A 20,464-nucleotide genomic window follows, 5' to 3' on the forward strand; every position below is an offset into this window, starting at 1 on the left:
TTCTCGCTGCAGCCGATTATCGAATGCGCGCGCGATGTAATACCGACTGCACCGGATGATTTAAGCGGCAGTATTTACGCACTGCCGATTTCAAACCATCCGGCCGCCCCCTCATGTGAATGATTCCACCATTCAGGAGAGCATCAGCCATGGTCGCCGGAAAACCGATTCAGGCCGTGCTGCTCGCCGCCGCGATCGCCACGATTGCGCCGGCCGGATACGCGGCCAACACCACCGACTGGCTGGCGAACACCTACGGCACGCTCGCCGCGCACGTCGGCAACGTCGCGCGTTCGATGTGGGTCGCGCCCGAAGGCGTGATCTACACCGCGTCGATGTGGGACGAGGACGAGGGCGGCGTCGCGATCTACCAGAACGGCAAGAGCGTCGGCTCGATCGGCACGCACTCGGAATTCCAGGGCAGCGCGATCACGGGCAACGCGACGTCGCTGTTCGTCGCGCTGCAGCCCGGCAACGGGTACGGCAGCGGCGCGGTCGGGCGCTACAACCGCGCGACGCGGTTCCGCGACAAGCTGATTCAGGTCACGGCGGCGACCGACCAGCCGCGCATCGACGTCGTCACCGGGCTCGCCACGGCCGGCTCGCTGCTCTATGCGAGCGACTTCTACGGCAATCGCGTGCGGGTGTTCACGACCGACGGCGTGTGGCAGCGCGACATCGGCGTATCGGCGCCGGGCGCGCTCGCCGTCGACGGTGCGGGCAACGTCTGGGTCGCGCAGAAGAGCGCGGGCGCGGTCGTCGAATTCAGCCCGGCCGGTGCGCTGCTGAACACGATCCGGCTGGCCGCCGGGTCGCAGCCGTCTGCGCTCTGTTTCGATGCGGCGACGGGGCAACTGATGGTCGGCGACGAAGGCCCCGACATGAACATCAAGCGCTATACCGTCGCGGGCCGGCCCGCGCTGGCCGGCACGTTCGGCGTGCGCGGCGGCTATCTCGACACGACGACGGGCACCAAGGGGCAAGTCGGCGCGCAGCGCTTCACCCGCGTGGCCGGCATCGGCAAGGACACGGCCGGCAACCTGTACGTGCTCAACAACCCGTGGGGCGGCAGCTGGGATCTCGGCCGCAACGGCGCGACCGACATTCACGCGTACGGCAGCACCGGCAGCCTGCGGTGGACGCTGCAGTCGCTGAACTTCGAAGGCATCGCCGCGCCGGACCCGGTCACCGACGGCGCGCTGTTCTACAGCGGCACGCACGTCTACAGCGGCACCGCGGGCGGCGCCTTCGTCGCGAACACCGTCGATCCGTTCACGTATCCGTCGGACCCGCGCATCAATATGGGCGACGCGCAGCGCGACGAGCACTTCGGGCTGCTGACGTCGGTCGGCGCGAACCGGATCCTCGTCGCGGCGGGGCAGAATCCGCCGGTCTATTATTTCTTCCACTTCAACGCGGCCAACGGCTACGTCGCGATTCCGGACGGATCGATCCCCGGGCCCGCGTTCAACACGACCCGGCGCGTGTCGGCCGGCTTCAGCCTCGACAGCAACGGCGGCGTATGGGCCGGCCTCGACAAGACCGGCGCCATTTATCACTATCCGCTGACCGGTTTCGATGCGAGCGGCAAGCCGTCGTGGGGGCCCGGCGTGCCGACGCCGGTGCCGGCCAGCATCCAGCCGCTCACGCGCATCGCCTATCTCGCCGACAGCGACACGATGGTGCTCGCGCAGGGCGTCGTCGGCAGTACCGACTGGACGTCGATCGGCACGCGCATCGAGGTGTATCACGGCTGGCGCGCGGGCAACACGACGAAGCCGAACCCGGTGATCACGCTGCCGCACAGCGGCGCGAAGTCGATCGATGCGGCCGGCAACCACCTGTTCGTCGGCTACTGGTTCAGCAGCAGCGGGCCGCTGTGGCCGAACATCGACGCATTCAATCTCGACACCGGCAATCTCGACACGACGCTCGTCAACGCGAGCCCGGCGACCGTGGATACCAGCAGCGCGATCGATGCGATGTACAGCGTGCGTGCATACCGTCGTGCGAACGGCGAGTACGTGGTGACGAAGAACAACGTGAAGGGAAACAGCATCACCGTTTACCGGTGGACGCCTTGAGAGCGAGCGCTCACGGCCACGATGACACCGCGATGGCTGTCATCGAAATGCCTTCGCTGTAACGATGTGTAAGAAGCCGGCCCGCAACGGAGCCGGTCATCCGCTTGACATTGGGCGGCGATGTAATGCCGGCACGTCGGCGATCGTCGACGCAATGCACTCGATCGACTGGCAAGGGCCCTCGCCGCCGTGCGACATGGGCAGACAACGCCAGGATCATGCCGGACACGTCAGACGGTAATCGCCCCATCAGTACAGAGGATTCCTATGAAAAATAGCCAGGTCAAGCGCGCGCTCCGACTCGGAGCCGTCATGTCGGCCGTGTTGCTTGCGTCGCACGCGCATGCGGACGGTTTCGACGCTGCCGATGCCGCCCGCGTGCCGAGCGGTCAGTTCGTCACGCCGCTCGCCGTGCGCGGTGCAGTCCAGCAATTCCTGAATCCCGGACTGCCGGCCTATCCGCATTTCGTCGCGGGAGAAGCCGTGCGCTCGCAACTGAGCCCGGACGGCAAGACGCTGGCGATCATCACCGCCGGCCAGAACTCGCTGTACAAGCCGGACGGTTCGGTCGACACCGCGGCCTCGACGCAATTCATCTTCCTGTACGACGTCGCGGGCGCGAACAAGACGCGCCCGGTGCTCAGGCAGGTGCTTCAGCAGACCAACGCGTTCGTCGGCCTGGCGTTTTCGCATGACGGGAGCACGCTCTATGCGACCGGCGGCAGCGACGATGCGGTCTACGTCTACGCGCAGCAGGGCGGCGCGTGGGCGCTGTCGACGACGATCGCGCTCGGCCACGCCGGCAAGGGCGTCGGCATCCGCGTGCAGCCGAACGCGGCCGGGCTCGCGCTGTCGGCCGACGGCAAGACGCTCGTCGTCGCGAACAACTACAACGACTCGATCAGCGTGATCGATACCGCGACCCGCAACGTGCGTTACGAGCACGACCTGCGGCCGTTCTTCTCCGGCAACGAAGGCCGCAGCGGCGACGCCGGCGGCACGTTCCCGTTCGCCGTCGCGATGAAGGGCAACGGCATCGCGTACGTGTCGTCGGATCGCGATCGCGAGATCGTCGCGATCGACGTGTCGTCGCCGTCCCGCGGCCGCCTGCTCAAGCGCATCAAGCTGGACGGCAATGCGCTCGGCATGACGCTCGACGCGTCGCAATCGAGGCTGTTCGTCGCGCAGGACAACGCCGACCAGGTCGCGGTGATCGACACGAACACCAACGCGGTCGTGACCCGGATCGACGCGCGCGCGCCGGCCGGCGTGCTGGCGCACGGCCAGGCGCACACGGGCGCGGCGACGTACGCGGTCACGCTGTCGCGCGATGGCCGCACGCTGTATGCGACCAATGCCGGCGCGAACGAAATTGCCGTGATCCCGCTCGTCGGGGAGCGCGCGTATCGCGTCACCGGCCTGATTCCGACCGCGTTCGAGCCGCACGACGTGACGTTCAGCGCCGACGGCACGTGGATGTACGTGGTGAACGGCAAGAGCACCACCGGCCCGAACCCGGACCACCTGTTCGGCGCGACGCCCGCGCAGGCCGCCGCGTCGCGCGCGTCGAACGAATACCAGTTCCAGCTCGAGCGCGCGTCGCTCGTGAGCGCGCCGGTGCCGGCGGCCCACGAGTTGCCGACGCTGACGCAGCAGGCCGCGCGCAACAACTTCTATCGCCCGGAAGACAACGACAGGGACAACGAAGTGATGGGCTTCCTGCGCCGCCACATCAAGCACGTGATCTACGTCGTGAAGGAAAACCGCACGTTCGACCAGGTGCTCGGCGACATCGGCAACGGCGCCAACGGCGATCCGAAGCTCGCCCAGTTCGGCCGGAACATCACGCCGAACTTCCATCGCCTGGCGAGCCAGTTCGTGACGCTCGACAACTTCATGAACCCGGGCGACGGCAGCATGGACGGCTGGTCGTGGGCGCTGCAGGGGCGCGTCACCAACACCGAGACGATCACCCAGCAGATCAACTACGCGGCGGTCAATCGCGGCCTGTCGTACGAGAGCGAGGGCACGAACCGCAACGTGCCGGTGAACTGGGAGACGGTGCAGCAGCGCGATGCGGCGGCAGGCCCGGCCGGCACCACGAACTACAGCAACGCGGCCGCCACCCTGCCGGGCGGCGCGGCGAACCTGCTTCCGGGCACCGGCAACCATGCGTCGTCCGACGCGCCGTTCGGCCGCCAGCGCGGCTACATCTTCGACGCGGTGCTGGCCGGCGGCGGCACGGTACGCAACTACGGCTTCCTCGTGAACAACGTCGGCAGCATCGGTACGGCCGCGAACCCGATCGTCGATCCGCACGCGGCCGGCGTCGTCCAGGCTGCGGCGCTCGACCCGCGGCTCGCGTCGATGACGGACGTGTATTTCCGCGGGTTCGACCAGAACTATCCGGACCAGTGGCGCCTCAACGAGTGGAAACGCGAGTTCGACCAGTACGTCGTGGGCGGCAACCTGCCGACGCTGTCGCTGGTGCGCCTGTCGCACGATCACATGGGGGCGTTCGGCACGGCGCTCGCCGGCGTGAACACGCCGGAGACGCAGCAGGCGGACAACGACCTGGCGGTCGGCCGGCTGGTCGAAGCCGTCGCGAAGAGCCCGTATGCGAACGACACGCTGATCGTCGTGACCGAGGACGACGTGCAGGACGGCCCCGACCACGTGGATTCGCATCGCGGGCCCGCGTACATCGTCGGGCCGTACGTGAAGCAGGGCGCGGTGATCCGGACGCGCTACAGCCAGGTCAATGCGCTGCGCACCATCGAGGACGTGCTCGGCACGCAGCACATGAACCTGAATACCGCGTACCAGCGGCCGATGACCGACGTGTTCGACGTGCACGGCCCGGCGTCGTGGACCTACACGGCCGTCGCGTCGACGGCGCTGAAGGGCACCGGGCTGCGCCTGGCCGACGGGGCGGGCGAGAATCTCCCGCATTACGCGGCCGGGCCGGACGTCACGCCGAAGCATGACGCGGCGTACTGGGCGAAGGTGACGGCGAAGTTCGACTTCGACGATGCCGACGAGGTGCCGGCGGATCAGTTCAACCGCGTGTTGTGGAAGGGCATGATGGGATCGCAGCCGTATCCGAAGCTCAGGGGCGTGACGCAGAAGGTGGCGAGCCGCGACGACGACTGATCGTCCGGCTGGACGGTCTGCAAGCGGGCCCTCCCGGCGGGAGGGCCCGTGTTTTTTTGCGAGGTGTGCGGCGGGGGGCTGCGTCGGCGGCATTCGGTGCGCCTCGTGTGCGGCCGGCCGGGCCGCGCGGCGTCATGCGTGCCATATCAGGTTCGCGCTGCTGTCCGTTTCGGACAGGAGCCGGAACCCGAGCCGCTCGTAGAGGCGCAGCGCCGGGTTGCCGTGCAGAACGCTGAGCGATACGGGCACGGGCTCGCGCGCGGCTTCGCTCAGCAGTTCGCGCAGCACGGCTTCGCCGATGCCTCGACCCTGTCGCGACGGGAGGATCTGGATCTGGTGGACTTGCCATTCCCCGGCGGCGCGCGTCACCTTCAGCAAGCCGATCGAGTCGGCATCGGCATCCGTGCCTTCGCAGACGATCAACGCATCGTCGAAATGCGTCGCGATGCGCTGGTGGTGCGCTGCGTCGTCGGTGGGTGCGCCGACGCGTTGCAGATGCTCGGTCATCGTGAGCTGGCGCAGCCTCAGCAGGAACGGCAGGTCGGCGGCAGACGCCGGGCGCAGGCGGATCGCAGGGGGCATGGTCGGAGCGCGTTCGAGAGCGGGTTCGATGGCATGCAGCGCATGATTCACGAGCGCGGCATGCCGGTCAAAGGCCGGGCAACTGGATTTGCCGCGCGGCCGGACGATGCTCGAGGACGTTCGTGACCTCGTATTCGGTCTTGGCTCCGTCGGCGGTCTGCCACTGCTGTACGCGCACGCTGCAGACGAGTACGTCGCCCTTGCTGAAGCTGATCTGGTTGTTGTCCACGCAATTCAGGAAATTCGCATCGGTGATCGCGGCGTGGATCGTGGCGGCACCGTCGTAGAGACGCCATTTGTTGTCGTCCTTGAACGCGAGCGACACGATCGAAAACGCCATCTTGCGATGCTCGTCGAGGATCGGTACGTCGGCTTGCTCGGGTACGCGGAACCAGTCGACCTCGTCCCGGGTGACGGTCTCGAACACGTCCGTGTCGGTGCCGGCCGAGAAAATCGTCACGCCGTCGCGCGAAAGCGGCATGAGCGCACGGGTGGTCGCCTCCCGGACACTCACGTCCCGCAGCAGGGTGAGGACGGACAGTTCGATCTCGAGCGTTTCGCCATCGACGTGCAGCACGGCGGTGCGTTCGTTCATCCGGACGCGCTGGATCGGGCGGCCGCGCAACCACTTGAGTACCGCGAACAGGCCCTTTCCGACTTTCGGACCGGCAATGCCGAGCGCGGTCAGAATCGTGACGGCATTGGCGAGTGCCGCGCCTTCGCTGCCGCTCAGCATGTCGCGCATTCTGCCGAGGAGCGAGGTCGCGAGCGTGAAGTCGATGCCGAAGCTGCCGGTCTTGAAGCTGCCCCGGACGTTCACCTGTGGCCGAACCTGGTCTCCGCAGAGCGCCTTGGCCGAGGCCTCGAGCAAGTCGCCGACGGCGAGAAGGGCGGGCGCGAGTTCCCGCACGTCCATTTCGGACGATTCGAGTGCCGGCCCGTCATAGGTAATGCGAAAGTGGCTCATGTCGCCAAGTGTACCGGCCGCGGCGAAGCCGGCCGTGTTTCCGTTGCGGTTGATCATGCCGGATGGGTTGACTCGAAAGGCCATCGACGCGCGAAGCGCAATGCTTTCGTATACTTTTCGAATCATCCTGCGGTCAACCGGATACGTACGATTCCGGCCGTCCGGCCGATGCGTCAAGCCCGCTCACGCGATCCGGTACACACGCATCGCGTTGTCATGCCAGATCGCACGGCGCGCCGCATCGTCGAGGTCTGCCATCGCGCGAGCGAACGTGCGCAGCAGCGCCGGATACGACACCCGCAACCCCGCCACCGGAAAATTGCTCGCGAACAGGCAGCGCTGCCAGCCGAATATCGCGATCGTGTCGCGGATGATCCGCGCGTTGTCCGCGTCGTTCCACGCCGCATCGCGCAAGCCGAGTTCGGAGATCTTGACGGTCACGCGCGGCGAGGCTGCGAGCGCTTCCATGCCGCTGCGCCAGCGCGCGAGCCCCGCGCGCGAGCGGTCCCACGGCAGCCCGGCATGTTCGAGCACGACGTCGACGCCGGGCGCATCGGCCAGCAGCGCGGCCGCGTCGCCGAGATGCCAGAACGGCACGCGCAGGTCCCAGCTCAGGCCATGCGCGGCCAGGCGTTCCAGCGCGGCCGGCCAGCGCGGGTCGCGCAGCGTGGCGGGCCCGTCGACGGCCGCGTCCGGCGACGCAGCGGTGCGCGGCTTGAACCGCACGCCGCGCACACGCGGCCACGCGGCCTGTTCGGCGAGCCGCTCGTGCGCGTCGTCGGCCAGCAGGTCGACCCACGCGACGACGGCCGACGGCAGCCCGTGCGCGGCCGCGACCTCGTGCAGCCAGCGTGTCTCCGCGAGCGCCTCGTCGCGCGCCCGTTCGGCCTCGACGTGCACGCTCGCGACGAGCGGCGCGCGTTGCGCGGCGTGCCGGTAGTCGTCCACGCCGAAATCGCGGCACAGCGCCGCGTAGTCGCCGAACATGAAGTGCGCCGGATCGTACCGGTCCTGCAGCCACGGGTAGTGCGCGCCCGCGCCGAGCTGCCAAAGGTGGTGATGCGCGTCGACGAGCGCCGCCGGCATCGCGTCGGGCGGCGGTGCGTCGTCGCGCCGCTCAGCGCGTGCCGGCGAGCACATACGACGCATCCGGTTCGCGCAGCGTCGGCAATGCACCGACGAACCGCCACGCATCGAGATCGAGTTCGCGCACGTAGTCGTCCTGGAACGACACGTACGCGACGCGCCGCGACGGATGGAACGACAGCGCGGTCGGGTTCGCGGGCAGCGCGACGCGTTCGATTTCCTCAAGTTGCCGTGCATCGAACACCGAGATCGACCGCTCGCCGGAATTGGTCAGCAGCAGCAGGTCGCGGCCGTCCGGCGCGGTGGTGCGGTAGATGCGGTTGGGATCGCTGCGGGTCTTCACGCGGCGGCCGCAGGTCATCGTGTCGGTGTCGATCTCGACGAGCGTGTCGTCGCCGCGATTCGCGACGAACAGCGTGCGCTCGTCGCTCGACAGCGCATTGCCTTCGGGACGCGGGCCGGGCATCACCGCACGCGGCGCGACGGTCGCGTCGCGCGGATGGAATTGCGTGACCGTGTTCGACAGCAGGTGCACGCCGTACGCGCGGCTCGCATCGCGCGTGAGCGTCACGAGGTGCGTCTTCACGCCGCCGGACGGTACGGCCATGTTCGGCACGGCCTGCCGGGTCGGCGCGTCGAACACGAGCAGCATGTCGTGCGCCTCGCTCATCGCGTACAGCCGGCCGTCGCGATCGGCCGCCATCCCGTGCGGCCGGTAGTACGGCCACAGGTCGAGCATGCGCGTGTGCGTGCGCTCGACGAGGTCGATCTCGGCGATCCGGTGATCGCCTTCATGGCCGCGCGACCACGCGGTCTCGATCCCGAAGATGCCGACGTACGCGAAGCGGTCGTTCACGTCGACGGTGAACTCGTGCGGGAAGTTCGGCAGCACGATGTGCTTGAGCGCGGCTTTCGTCTCGAGGTCGTAGAAGCTGAAGGTGTGGGCGCATTTCTGCACCAGCAACAGGATGTCGTTCATGGTGTGTCTCCGTTGATTCGTTCGCGTGTCCGGTCAGTCTTCGCAGCGCCTGGGCAGCGTCAGCGCGAGCAGGCCGGCCACCGCGAGCGTGACGGCGAGGCTGTACACGCCGGCGGCCGCGCTCACGTGCTGGGTCAGCACGCCGACCGCATACGGGCCGCAGAAGCCGCCGAGGTTGCCGAGCGCGTTGATCAGGCCGCGCGCGCTGCCGGCCGTCTCGACGCTGCACAGCTTCGGCGGAATCGCCCAGAACACGCCGGCCGCCGCCTGCAGGAAGAAGCCGCAGCCGATCAGGAACGCGAACGACACGATCATCGACGCATGCGTGAGCACCGACAGCGCGAGGCACGCGGCAAAGCCGACGAGCGGCAGCAGCACGAACAGGCGCCGCTTGCCGGTCCGGTCCGACAAATACGACGTGGCGAACATCCCGATCACCATCGCGACATACGGCAGCATCGCGAGCAGGCCGACCTTGCCCATTCCGCCGTGCGTGAGGTTTTTCAGCAGCGTCGGCAACCACATCGTATAGCCGTAGATGCCGACCTGATAGCAGAAGTTGATCGCGATCAGCAGCCAGATCGTCGGGTTGCGCAGTATCGCGCCGAACGACGCGGCGGCCGGCGTGCCGGCGGCCTGCTTGCGCGCCTGTTCGTCGCGCAGCGCGTCGAGGATGTACGCCTTCTCGCGCGGCGACACCCAGCGCGCGGTTTCCGGGCTGTCGTCGGCGAACATCAGCCACGCGAACAGGCACAGCAGCGACAGCGCGCCGGCGCTGTAGAACAGGTGACGCCAGTCGTATGCAGCGAGGATGAAGCCGGACAGCGGCGCGGTGATCATGCCGGCGAGCGGCACGAACATGATGACCATCGCGTTCGCGCGGCCGCGTTCGCGGTCGGGAAACCAGTGGCTGACCATCGTCAGCACGACCGGCAGCATCCCGCCTTCCGCCACGCCGAGCAGGAAGCGCAGCGTCAAAAGTTGCCACGTATGGGTGACGAGCCCGGTCAGCACCGACAGCACGGCCCAGCTCACGAGCGACCACGCGATGAACTTCTTGCCGCTGCCGAGCGCGGCGCGCCGGCCGCCCGGAATCTGCAGGAACAGGTAGCCGAAGAAGAAGATGCCGCCGGCGAGGCCGGCCATCGTCGCGTTCATGCCGAGTTCGGCGTTCATCCCGCCCGGCATCGCGAACGCGATGTTCACGCGGTCCATGTACGAAACGATGCAGGCGAGCAGCAGCGGCGGAATCACGCGCAGCCAGCGGCGGCGCGGAATGGCATCGCCGGCTTCATAGGCCGGGGTGGCGGGGTTCAGCAGAGTCATGGTGTCTCCGATCCATGTGATGAGCGGCGGCGGCCTTCTGTCGGGCCGCCGTCACGCCGATGCGCAACGCAACGCGCGTTGCGGGTACGAAACGATGGCTAGCGGCCCCAGCGCAGCACGAGCGGATCGAGCCGCCGTGCCGCGTCGAGCAGGCCAGCACGCACCTGCGGATGCAGTTCGGGCCAGGGCGCGCGCGGCCGGTCGCACGCGATCACGCCGCCTTCCTTCAGCAGCGCCTTCGCGGTCAGGAAGCCCGACTGGCGGTTCTCGTAGTTGATCAGCGGCAGCCAGCGCGCGTATTGCTCGCACGCTTCGTCGCGGCGTCCGGCGAAATACGCGTCGGTGATGCGGCGGATGCCGTCCGGATAACCGCCGCCCGTCATCGCGCCGGTCGCGCCGGCATCGAGGTCGGCGAGCAGCGTGATGCCTTCCTCGCCGTCCCACGGCCCTTCGATCGCATCGCCGCCGAGCGCGATCAGCTCGCGCAGCTTCGACGCCGCGCCGGGCGTCTCGATCTTGAAGTACGACACGGCGTCGATCTCGCGCGCGAGCGTCGCGAGCAGCGACGCCGGCAGCGCGACGCCGCTCGCGGGCGCGTCCTGGATCATCAGCGGAATGTCGAGGCCGTCGGCGATTTCGCGGAAGAACGCGCGGATCGATGCGTCGGGCACGCGGAACGTCGCGCCGTGATACGGCGGCATCACCATCACCATCGCGGCACCGAGTGCCTGTGCGCGGCGGTTGCGTTCCGCGCAGATCCGCGCGCTGAAGTGCGACGTCGTGACGATCACCGGCACGCGGCCGGCGACGTGCTCGAGCGTCGTGCGCGTGATGAGGTCGCGTTCGTCGTCGCCGAGCGCGAACTGCTCCGAGTAGTTCGCGTGAATGCAGATGCCTTGCGAGCCGGCATCGATCATGAAGTCGAGGCAGCGGCGCTGGCCGTCGAGGTCGAGCGCGCCGTGCGCGTCGAAGATCGTCGGCGCGACCGGAAAGACGCCCTTGTAGCGTGCGTGCATGGGCGGCCTCACTCGACGATGTCGAACTGGTCGAGGAACTCGGTCTTCAGCGTGAGACCGAGGCCCGGGACGTCGTCGCGCAGCTGCAGGAAGCCGTTCTCGGCCACCGGCTCGCCGTCGAAGATGTAATAGAACAGCTCGTTGCCGACTTCCACGTCGAACATCGGGAAGTACTCGCTCATCGGCGATGCGAGCGTGCTCATCGTCAGGTGATAGTTGTGCATCTGGCCCGCATGCGGAATCACCGGCACGCTATACGCCTCGCACAGCGCGTTGATCTTGTGCGCCATCGTGATCCCGCCGACGCGGTTCGTGTCGTACTGCACGACCGACACGGCCTTGCGGTCGAGCAGCTGCTTGAAGCCGTACAGCGAAAACTCGTGCTCGCCGCCCGAGATTGGAATGCTCGTCAGCCGGTTCAGCTCCGCGTAGCCGTCGATGTCGTCGGCGATCACCGGCTCCTCGAGCCAGCGCGGCTGGTACTTCTCGAGCTTCGGCAGGATGCGCTTCGCATACTCGAGGTTCCAGCCCATGTAGCACTCGAGCATCAGGTCGTTGTCGTAGCCGATCACCTCGCGGATCGCCGCGACCGACTTCAGGTTCTCCACCACGCCCTGCTGGCCGTGCGCGGGCCCGTAGCCGAAGCGCATCTTGAACGCGCGGAAGCCTTCCTTCAGGTATTGCTGCGCTTCCTCCTGCATCGCCTTCAGGTCGGTGCGGTAGAGCTTCGAGTAGTAGCAGGGGATCTTCTCCTTGGTGCGGCCGCCGAGCAGCTTGAACACCGGCTTGCCGACGCTCTTGCCGAGGATGTCCCAGATCGCGATGTCGACCGCCGAGATTGCCGCCATGCCGATGCCCTTGCGGCCCCATGCGTGGGTCGCGCGGTACATCCGCTGGTTCAGGTACTCGTAGTCCCACGGGTCCTGGCCGATCACGAGCGGCGCGAGGTACTGGTCGATGATCGCCTTCGCGACGTGCGGCGCGAGCGCGACGTTGCCGAGGCCGACGATGCCGTCGTCGGTCTCGACTTCCACGACCGTCCACGCATGGAAGCGGAACGTGCTCATGGTTTCCTGCGGCGCGTACAGCAGGTCCATCGCGTTCGAGCAGAAGTTGCCCTGCGGCGGAACGGTCTTGCCTTTCCACTGGAATACGCGGGCGCGCACGGAGCGGATCTTCATGTTGGTGTCTCCTGGAATCGATGTTGTCGTGTGTGTGTCGTGTGCGGCTGGCGCGCGAGCGTCACGCCGAAACGGTGGAGGTGCGGCGCGCGGCGCCCATGCGGCAGGCGATCTGCAGCGCCTGCCAGGTCGCGCCGACGTCGGCCGTGCCGCGGCCCGCGATGTCGTACGCGGTGCCGTGCGCGGGCGTCGTGATCGGCACGGGCAGCCCGCCCTGCACGGTCACGCCGCGCGAGAAGCCGAGCAGCTTGATCGCGATCTGCCCCTGGTCGTGGTACATCGTGACGATCGCCTGGTAGTCGCCGGCCTGCGCCTTCAGGAAGATCGTGTCGGCGGGGAACGGGCCGTGGAACGGCGCGTCGGTCGGCCAGTCGCGCGACTGCAGCTTGCGCACGGCCGGCTCGATGATGTCGACTTCCTCGCGGCCGCAGCTGCCGCCGTCGCCGCCGTGCGGGTTGAACGCGGCGATCGCGATCTTCGGCGCCGCGACGCCGTTCGCGAGCAGCGACCGGTAGATCAGTTCGGATGCCTGTTCGATTCGCGCGACGCTCAGCTGGGCCGCCGCATCCTTCAGCGGAATATGCGACGAGATGCGCGCGGTCCACAGCTCGCCGAGCGTGTTGAATTCGCAGAAGTAGCCGGTCACGCCGAGCGCGGCGGCGAAGTGGTGCAGCTCGTCGTCGTGCCGGAGCCCGCCGAGCTTCATCGCGTACTTGTTCAGCGGCGCGAAGCAGATCGCGTCGATGTCGCCGGCGAGCGCGGCGTCGAGGCACCGGTCGAGCACGGTCAACGTCGAGCGGCCGCCGGCCGCGCCGGGCTGGCCGACGGTGACCTGCGCGCGATCGATCGTGTCGAGCGCGACGAACGCGGCGCGCGCGGTGGACGGCCGGCCGCGCACGGCGGCGAGCGACGCGACGGGTTCGACGTCGACCGTCACGCCGGCGACGCGCTGGCCGGCTTCCCACAGCCAGCGGTCGCCGATCAGCACGAGGTTCGCGCGGGACGTCGCGTCGGGCCGCGCGAGCAGTTTCGCGATCAGTTCGGCGCCGATGCCGGCGGGGTCGCCGAGGGTCAGCGCGACGACGGGCAGTGAAGCGGCGGGCAGTGCAGCGGCGGGCACGGCGGCGGCGGTCGTCATGCGGCGTCTCCGTGGCGGGCGGCGGGCGGTTGCATGTTCATGCGGTGTCTCCGGTGGCGGCGTGTGGCCGTTGGTGTATGGGGTTCATGCTAGGTAGACGGAATGAGTCGGTAAATTGAAAACTCTTGATGAATCGATAACCTGGAGTAATCGAAATGGGCTCGATCGATCGACGAGACTCGACTCCCCAATTGCTGAACCGGCTGCGGATGCGGCAGATCGCGCTGCTGCTCGCGGTGGATGAATGCTCGACGCTGCGCGCGGCGGCCGGGCAGCTCGGCCTCACTCAGCCGGCCGCGACGAAGATGCTGGCCGAACTGGAAAGCGCGCTCGGCCAGCGCCTCTTCGATCGTGTCGGGCGCGGGCTCGTGCTGAACCCGGCCGGCGAGCGCGTGCTCGGCTATTTCCGCGGGATTCGCGGCAGCATGGAGGCGCTCAATCGCGAGCTCGGCGAGCTGCAGCTCGGCAGCGCGGGGCGGCTCGCGATCGGCAGCATCATGGCGGCGTCGCCGGGGCGGCTCACCGAGGCGCTGGTGCAGCTGAAGGCGCGCTATCCGCTGCTGGCGATCGACATCGCGGTCGATACCAGCGACCGGCTGATGCCGCAGTTGCGCGAGGGCGTGCTCGAGGTGGTGATCGGCCGCAACGTCGGCACCGATTGCGACTTCCGCGTGGTGGACGACGAGGCGCTCGCGATCATCGCGGGCCGCGACCATCCGCTCGCGGGCGCGGGGCCGGTCGAATTCGACGCGCTGCTCGATTACACGTGGATCCTGCAGCCGGCCGGCAGCCCGGCGCGCGAGGTGGTCGAGCGCGAGTTCCGCGCGCGTCACCAGCCGATGCCGCGCGGGCTCGTCGAAACGGGGTCGATCCTGACGACGATGAACCTCGTCGACCGTTCGCGGATGCTCGGCGTGATTCCGTTGACCGTCGCGCAGCGCAACGCGGCGCACGGGCTGGTTGCGATCATCGATTACGAACTCGACCAGAAGCTGCCGTCGTATGGCAGCCTCGTGCGGCGGGATCGGCCGCTGAGCATTCCGGCGCAGCAGTTTCTGGCGCTGTTCCATCGGGAAGGCGGGCAGGGCGCGGGCGATTGATGGAAGGCGGGGCGGCTACGTTGCGGCGTCACGCACCGGCGAGCTTCGCTCGCGGTGCGTGATGACGGCGATCAGGGCAGGTCGGGACAATCCACGCCGAGCAGGACCAAGCCCGATACCGCGCGGCGAACCGCCGCCACCCCGCGTCAGCGTGCCGACGGCGCGGCCGGCGCTTCGGCGAGCGACGGCGTCGATGCCGACAGCGCGCGATCCGGCCGGATCCGCAGCGCGGCGACGATGCCGATCAGCAGCATCGCGACCGACCCGACGAACGGCACCGTCCAGCTTCCGGTGTGGTCGACGAGATAGCCGAACAGGATCGGCGACAGGATCCCCGCAATCGCGGAACCCGCATTCATCATCCCGCTCGCGATGCCCGCGTGCGTCGGCGCGATATCGCTCGGCACGGCCCAGATCGGCCCGATCGTCAGTTCGAGGCACAGGAACGACCCGGACAGGCACAGCGCGATGCCGGCCGTCGAATGCACGAACGCGAGCGGCAGCATGCAGGCGAGCGCGCCGGTGAAACTCGCGACGATCACGCTCTGGCGCGACAGCGCGAGGTTGCCGGTCTTGCGGTAGATGCGGTCGCACAGCCAGCCGCCGAGCGTGTCGCCGACGACGCCCGCGAAGAACACGCCGGATGCGAACAGCGCGGTGGACTTCAGGTCGAGGCCCTTGCCGTTCAGGAAGAACGTCGGCAGCCACGTGAAGAACAGCCAGGCGGTCCAGCCGTAGCAGAAGTACACGAAGATCGTCGGCGCCATCCGGCGGAACAGCGGGCCCCACGGCGTCGGGCCCGGCGCCGGTGCCGGCCGGGCGGCGGCAGCGGTGCGCGTACGGTTGTCGCCGCCGTCGCCGAGCGGGTACTCGCGAAAGCCGGCGATCCACCAGACGAGCCACACCAGCGTGACGGCGCCGATCACGAAGAACGCCGCGCGCCACGACAGCCACGTCATCAGCGCGGCGACGATCGGCGGCGTGACCGCGTTGCCGAGCCGCGAGAACGAATGCGTGAAGCCCTGCACGACGCCGCGCCGTTCGCGCGTGAACCAGTGCGTGATCGCGCGGGCCTGCGCGGGCAGCGTCGCGCCTTCGCCGATCCCGAGCAGCAGGCGCGCGGCGAACAGCAGCGCGAGGCTGTGCACGAGCCCGGTCATGAAGGTCGACGCAACCCAGATCAGCCCGCAGCCGATCAGCGTGATGCGGGCGCCGAAGCGGTCGGCGATCCAGCCGCCGAAGATCTGGCAGATCGCGTACGAATACGCGAACGCGGAGAACGCGATGCCGAGTTCGGTGTTCGACAGCCCGAGTTCGGCCTTGATCGCGCCGGCCGCGGTCGCGAGGTTCACGCGGTCGACGTAGAGGATGAACGAAAGCGCGCACAGCAGCCACAGCGTATGGCGTCGTTGACGGTGATCGGTCGGCATGTGTCTCACTCCATTCTCGTGCGCGTCGTTGCAATGACGCCGCGTTCACTGGCCGGGCCAGCATCGCGCGCCGGAGGAGGCATCGTCTACTGAATCTTTTCGATCAATTGATAACCTGCGGTGTTCGGTTTCGCCGCGTTCGGGTGCCGGCTCGGGGCGCCATGCGGGTTTTCCACGAACGGTTGCGGCATGATGCGGGATGGCCGCGCACGGACACGACGCACGGCATGGGTCGAACGTGTTTCGACGCCGGTGCCGTCATGATGCAGTGACGCCGCGCAATCGCACAGTCGGGAATGGACGGACATGGAACAACGGCTTTCACGCCACCGGGACAACCGCTTCTGGCAACTCCAGCCGGTGAAATGGTGGATCCAGGGGCACGGCCGCGACGGCTATTCGTTCCGGCTGCTGCTGATGCCGCTGGTTGCCGCGTTCGTGCTCGAGTTCGTGTGCGTGATGCTCGACGCGCCGTTCAGCGCGCTCATCGTGATTGGTGTGATGACGCTGTTCCTCGGAATCGCCGGGTATTACGGCGCGAAGCGCGAATGGCTGGTGCCGTCCGGCCGCCGCACGCGCTCGTGAAGGCGCGTACCAAGCAGGCGGCCGAGCGATCTATCGGCTCGCCATTGCCGGCTTGGCGTTCATCGCGGGCGTTTGTAAAGAAGCCACGGCGCGCGGACCGAACGACGCGTGCCTGTTGAACCGGCACGCGTCGTCACACTCAGATGTGGCCCAGCAGCACGAGTATCACGACGACGACGACGATCAGCCCGAGGGAGCCCGATGGCCAGTAGCCCCAGCTTCGGCTGTGCGGCCACGCTGGAAATGCCCCGATCAGCAGCAGAATCAGAACGATGATAAGGATTGTACCGAGCATCGCACCCCTCCTGAATTTGTTCGACATGACGGTGCCTGGTGGCGCAATTCCCGTGCCGCAGTGCACGGCCGTCGGCGCAACCCGGCGAAAGCGCACTGTTTGGATACCGGGAATTCATGGGGTGAATAGCGTCCGATTCAGAAAATAAATTTCAAAAATGCAGACCCGGTCGCTATGCTGACCCTTCGGTTTCCCCTCAGGCGGGCAGGCAATGGCTGAACTCTTTCTGGTACGGCACGGGCAGGCGTCGTTCGGCACGGACGACTACGACCGGCTATCCGCGGCCGGCGAGCAGCAGGGCGTCTGGCTCGGCGAATACTTCGCGGGGCAGGGCCTGACGTTCGATCGCGTGATCTGCGGCACGATGAACCGGCATGCGCAGACGGTCGCCGCGATCCTGCGCGGAATGGGCCGCGACGGCGTGGCGGTCGACCGCCATCCCGGCCTGAACGAATACGACTTCCACGGGCTGTTCGCGGCGGCGGCGAACGACTATCCGGAGATCGCGCGGCTTGCGGCCGGCTCGATGAAGGAGCACTTTCGCGCGCTGCGGCAGGTGCTGCACCTGTGGGCCGACGACAGGCTCGGCGACACCGCCCCCGAAACCTGGGCGCATTTCCAGCAGCGCGTCGCCGACGCGCGCGCCGCGATCCGCGGCGGCGGCAGCCAGCGCGTGCTCGCGGTGAGCTCCGGCGGCCCGATCGCGGTGACCGTGCAGCAGGTGCTCGCCGCACCGCCGTCGAGCGCGATCGCGCTGAACCTGCAGATCCGCAACAGCAGTCTTTCGCAGTTTTTCTTCAACGCCGAAGCGTTCCACCTCGCGTCGTTCAACGGCATCCCGCATCTCGAGGATCCCGAACGGCACACGTGGCGCACCTACGGCTGACCCCACGAACGATCGCGACGATGACGAAGCCTTCCCAGCCCCTCGACGTAGCCCGCCTCACGCGCTATCTGGAAGCGCACGTGCCGGGTTTCGAAGGCCCGCTCGACATGGAGAAGTTTGCCGGCGGCCAGTCGAACCCGACCTTCCTGCTGCACGCGAAGAGCGGCCGTTACGTGCTGCGCCGCCAGCCGCCCGGCGAGCTGCTGAAATCCGCGCATGCCGTCGATCGCGAATTCCGCGTGCTGAGTGCGCTGTCGGGCACCGCGGTGCCGGTCGCGCATCCATATCACCTCTGCGAAGACCGCGACGTGATCGGCAGCCTGTTCTACGTGATGAGCTTCGAGGACGGCCGGATCTTCTGGGATCCGGCGCTGCCGGAGCTGCCGAAGGCCGAGCGCGCGACCTGCTACGACGCGCTGCTGCGCACGATGGCCGCGCTGCACGACGTGGACGTCGACGCGGTGGGCCTTGCCGACTACGGCCGCCCGGGCAACTACTTCGAGCGCCAGATCGGCGTCTGGACGAAGCAGTATCGCGCGGCGGAAACCGAGCGCCTCGACGCGATGGAGACGCTGATCGACTGGCTGCCGAAGGCGTGCCCGGCGGACACCGGCCGGCCCGCGCTGGTGCACGGCGATTTCCGGATCGACAACCTGATGTTCGCGCGCGACGGCTATCGCGTGCAGGCCGTGCTCGACTGGGAACTGTCGACGCTCGGCAACCCGCTCGCCGATCTCGCGTATTTCTGCATGTGCCTGCGCCTGCCGTCGGGCGGCCAGGTGCGCGGGCTCGCGGGCCAGGATCGTGCGGAACTCTGCATTCCTGACGAAGCGGCGATCGTCGCGCGCTATTGCGAGCTGCGCGGCATCGAGCCGATCCGCGACTGGCATTTCTATCTCGCGTTCAGTTTCTTCCGGCTCGCGGCGATCGCGCAGGGCGTGAAGGCGCGTGCGCTGCAGGGCAACGCGTCGAGCGAGCAGGCGCTGCGCGTCGGCGCGATGGCCGGCCGGCTGGCCGAGATGGCCGTCGACGTGATCGACGCGCAGCGCTGACCGCGACGGAAGCGCCGCGCGGCGGCACGACAACACATCAATGGAGGAGCACAGCAACATGGCAACGAATCTGTTCGACCTGACGGGCAAGATCGCGCTGGTGACGGGCGCGAGCCGCGGCATCGGCGAGGAAATCGCGAAGCTGCTCGCGCAGCAGGGCGCGCACGTGATCGTGTCGAGCCGCAAGCTCGACGACTGCCAGGCGGTGGCGGACGAAATCGTCGCGGCGGGCGGCCGCGCGGAAGCGCTGGCGTGCCACGTCGGGCGGCTGGAGGACATCGCCGCGACGTTCGAGACGATCCGCGGCAAGCACGGCCGGCTCGACATCCTCGTGAACAACGCGGCCGCGAATCCGTATTTCGGGCACATCCTCGACACCGATCTCGCCGCGTACGAAAAGACCGTCGACGTGAACATCCGCGGCTACTTCTTCATGTCGGTCGAGGCCGGCAAGCTGATGAGGGCGCAGGGCGGCGGCGCGATCGTCAACACCGCGTCGGTGAATGCGCTGCAGCCGGGCGACCGGCAAGGCATCTACTCGATCACGAAGGCCGCGGTCGTCAACATGACGAAGGCGTTCGCGAAGGAGTGCGGGCCGTTCGGCATCCGCGTGAACGCGCTGCTGCCGGGCCTCACCAAGACGAAGTTCGCGGGCGCGCTGTTCGCCGACAAGGACATCTACGAAACCTGGATGACGAAGATCCCGCTGCGCCGCCACGCGGAGCCGCGCGAGATGGCCGGCACCGTGCTGTATCTCGTGTCCGATGCGGCGAGCTACACGAACGGCGAATGCATCGTCGTCGACGGCGGCCTGACGATCTGAGCGCGCGATGAAAATCGACAGCTATGCCGGGCAGGCCGTGATGATCACCGGCGCCGCGAGCGGCTTCGGTGCGCTGCTCGCGAGCGAACTGGCCGCGATGGGCGGGCGGCTCGCGCTCGGCGACCTGAACGAAGCGGCGCTCGAGCGCGTGGCCGCGGGGCTGCGCGCAGCCGGCGCCGACGTGATCGCGCAGCGCTGCGACGTGCGCGTCGAAGCCGACGTCGCGTTGCTGGTCCAGGCGGCGGTCGCGGGCTTCGAACGGCTCGACGTCGGCATCAACAATGCCGGCATCGCCCCGCCGATGAAGGCGCTGATCGATACCGACGAAGCCGATCTCGACCTGAGCTTCGCGGTGAACGCGAAGGGCGTGTTCTTCGCGATGAAGCACCAGATTCGCCAGATGCTCGCGCAGCGCGAAGGCGTGATCCTGAACGTCGCGTCGATGGCCGGGCTCGGCGGCGCGCCGAAGCTGGCCGCCTATGCGGCGTCGAAACACGCGGTGGTCGGGCTCACGAAGACGGCCGCGCTCGAATACGCGCGCCACGGCATTCGCGTGAACGCGGTGTGCCCGTTCTACAGCGCGACGCCGATGGTCACCGACAGCGACCTCGGCGCGCGCCAGGACTTTCTCGCGCAGGGCTCGCCGATGAAGCGGCTCGGCCGGCCCGAGGAAATCGTCGCGACGATGCTCACGCTGTGCGCGAAGGAAAACACCTATCTGACCGGGCAGGCCGTCGCCGTCGACGGCGGTGTCTCGGCCTTCTGAACCGAACGAACGGAA

19 protein-coding genes are annotated in these 20,464 nt (G+C 68.0%); 8 read left to right on the forward strand and 11 right to left on the reverse strand.

The window, feature by feature from the left end; translation table 11 throughout:
- Window positions 1–149: 149 nt before the first annotated feature.
- Together DIE16_RS17440 and DIE16_RS17445 are read left to right on the forward strand one after the other, a co-directional pair.
- Window positions 150–2,084 (forward strand): SMP-30/gluconolactonase/LRE family protein, encoded by a 1,935-nt coding sequence (locus DIE16_RS17440; protein ID WP_124520985.1) that lies wholly within the window; start codon window positions 150–152, stop codon window positions 2,082–2,084.
- A 267-nt stretch (window positions 2,085–2,351) separates the two neighbouring features.
- Window positions 2,352–5,237, forward strand: coding sequence for a beta-propeller fold lactonase family protein (locus DIE16_RS17445; RefSeq protein WP_124520983.1), 2,886 nt, complete (start codon window positions 2,352–2,354; stop codon window positions 5,235–5,237).
- A gap of 132 nt (window positions 5,238–5,369) precedes the next feature.
- Here DIE16_RS17445 and DIE16_RS17450 read toward each other — a convergent pair whose 3' ends face one another.
- From DIE16_RS17450 to DIE16_RS17485, 8 genes are all read right to left on the reverse strand, one after another.
- Window positions 5,370–5,819: an N-acetyltransferase gene (locus DIE16_RS17450; RefSeq protein WP_124520982.1), complete on the reverse strand. Its 450-nt coding sequence runs from the start codon at window positions 5,817–5,819 to the stop codon at window positions 5,370–5,372.
- 67 nt (window positions 5,820–5,886) lie between these two features.
- Window positions 5,887–6,843 (reverse strand): hypothetical protein, encoded by a 957-nt coding sequence (locus tag DIE16_RS17455; protein ID WP_124520981.1) that lies wholly within the window; start codon window positions 6,841–6,843, stop codon window positions 5,887–5,889.
- Between the two features lie 126 nt (window positions 6,844–6,969).
- Window positions 6,970–7,926 carry an amidohydrolase gene (locus DIE16_RS17460; RefSeq protein WP_124520980.1) on the reverse strand — a complete coding sequence of 319 codons (957 nt, stop codon included), beginning with the start codon at window positions 7,924–7,926 and terminating at the stop codon, window positions 6,970–6,972.
- The gene (locus DIE16_RS17465; RefSeq protein WP_044847506.1) at window positions 7,904–8,851 is read right to left on the reverse strand and encodes a YncE family protein; all 948 of its coding nucleotides are present in this window, start codon (window positions 8,849–8,851) and stop codon (window positions 7,904–7,906) included. Before DIE16_RS17465 ends, DIE16_RS17460 begins: the two co-directional genes overlap by 23 nt.
- Before the next feature lie 33 nt (window positions 8,852–8,884).
- Window positions 8,885–10,177 (reverse strand): MFS transporter, encoded by a 1,293-nt coding sequence (locus DIE16_RS17470; protein ID WP_124487125.1) that lies wholly within the window; start codon window positions 10,175–10,177, stop codon window positions 8,885–8,887.
- A gap of 98 nt (window positions 10,178–10,275) precedes the next feature.
- Entirely contained in the window at window positions 10,276–11,193 is a 918-nt protein-coding gene (locus DIE16_RS17475; protein ID WP_124520979.1) for a dihydrodipicolinate synthase family protein, read from the reverse strand.
- Between the two features lie 8 nt (window positions 11,194–11,201).
- Window positions 11,202–12,374 (reverse strand): L-rhamnonate dehydratase, encoded by a 1,173-nt coding sequence (locus tag DIE16_RS17480; protein WP_124487123.1) that lies wholly within the window; start codon window positions 12,372–12,374, stop codon window positions 11,202–11,204.
- A gap of 61 nt (window positions 12,375–12,435) precedes the next feature.
- The gene (locus DIE16_RS17485) at window positions 12,436–13,512 is read right to left on the reverse strand and encodes a 4-hydroxythreonine-4-phosphate dehydrogenase PdxA (protein ID WP_124520978.1); all 1,077 of its coding nucleotides are present in this window, start codon (window positions 13,510–13,512) and stop codon (window positions 12,436–12,438) included.
- A 155-nt stretch (window positions 13,513–13,667) separates the two neighbouring features.
- On the opposite strand from DIE16_RS17485, the gene DIE16_RS17490 reads away from it, so the two are divergent.
- Window positions 13,668–14,612 (forward strand): LysR family transcriptional regulator, encoded by a 945-nt coding sequence (locus DIE16_RS17490; protein ID WP_124487121.1) that lies wholly within the window; start codon window positions 13,668–13,670, stop codon window positions 14,610–14,612.
- Window positions 14,613–14,758: 146 nt separating this feature from the next.
- Here DIE16_RS17490 and DIE16_RS17495 read toward each other — a convergent pair whose 3' ends face one another.
- Both DIE16_RS17495 and DIE16_RS17500 read right to left on the reverse strand, forming a co-directional pair.
- Entirely contained in the window at window positions 14,759–16,042 is a 1,284-nt protein-coding gene (locus tag DIE16_RS17495; RefSeq protein WP_124520976.1) for an MFS transporter, read from the reverse strand.
- A gap of 86 nt (window positions 16,043–16,128) precedes the next feature.
- Window positions 16,129–16,350, reverse strand: coding sequence for a hypothetical protein (locus tag DIE16_RS17500; RefSeq protein ID WP_124520974.1), 222 nt, complete (start codon window positions 16,348–16,350; stop codon window positions 16,129–16,131).
- Here DIE16_RS17500 and DIE16_RS17505 point away from each other — a divergent pair.
- Window positions 16,349–16,627, forward strand: a complete 279-nt coding sequence (locus tag DIE16_RS17505) for a hypothetical protein (protein WP_185500433.1) — start codon at window positions 16,349–16,351, stop codon at window positions 16,625–16,627. The two genes, DIE16_RS17500 and DIE16_RS17505, sit on opposite strands and share 2 nt — an antisense overlap.
- Window positions 16,628–16,766: 139 nt before the next feature.
- On the opposite strand, the gene DIE16_RS17510 is transcribed toward DIE16_RS17505, so the two are convergent.
- Window positions 16,767–16,922, reverse strand: a complete 156-nt coding sequence (locus DIE16_RS17510) for a DUF3309 family protein (RefSeq protein ID WP_124520972.1) — start codon at window positions 16,920–16,922, stop codon at window positions 16,767–16,769.
- 211 nt (window positions 16,923–17,133) lie between these two features.
- Here DIE16_RS17510 and DIE16_RS17515 point away from each other — a divergent pair, with 211 nt between their 5' ends.
- Genes DIE16_RS17515 through DIE16_RS17530 form a run of 4 tightly spaced genes read left to right on the forward strand, consistent with a single transcriptional unit; the run spans window position 17,134 to window position 20,449 of the window.
- Window positions 17,134–17,808 carry a histidine phosphatase family protein gene (locus DIE16_RS17515; protein WP_124520970.1) on the forward strand — a complete coding sequence of 225 codons (675 nt, stop codon included), beginning with the start codon at window positions 17,134–17,136 and terminating at the stop codon, window positions 17,806–17,808.
- Between the two features lie 20 nt (window positions 17,809–17,828).
- Window positions 17,829–18,860, forward strand: coding sequence for a phosphotransferase (locus tag DIE16_RS17520; RefSeq protein ID WP_124892886.1), 1,032 nt, complete (start codon window positions 17,829–17,831; stop codon window positions 18,858–18,860).
- Window positions 18,861–18,918: 58 nt separating this feature from the next.
- Entirely contained in the window at window positions 18,919–19,683 is a 765-nt protein-coding gene (locus DIE16_RS17525) for an SDR family oxidoreductase (protein ID WP_124892888.1), read from the forward strand.
- A 7-nt stretch (window positions 19,684–19,690) separates the two neighbouring features.
- A complete protein-coding gene (locus DIE16_RS17530) occupies window positions 19,691–20,449 on the forward strand; it encodes an SDR family NAD(P)-dependent oxidoreductase (RefSeq protein ID WP_124520966.1) in 759 nt (252 codons plus the stop codon).
- Window positions 20,450–20,464 lie beyond the last annotated feature (15 nt).

It is taken from the genome of Burkholderia sp. Bp9090 (genome assembly GCF_003857985.1).
Taxonomy (GTDB): Bacteria; Pseudomonadota; Gammaproteobacteria; order Burkholderiales; family Burkholderiaceae; genus Burkholderia.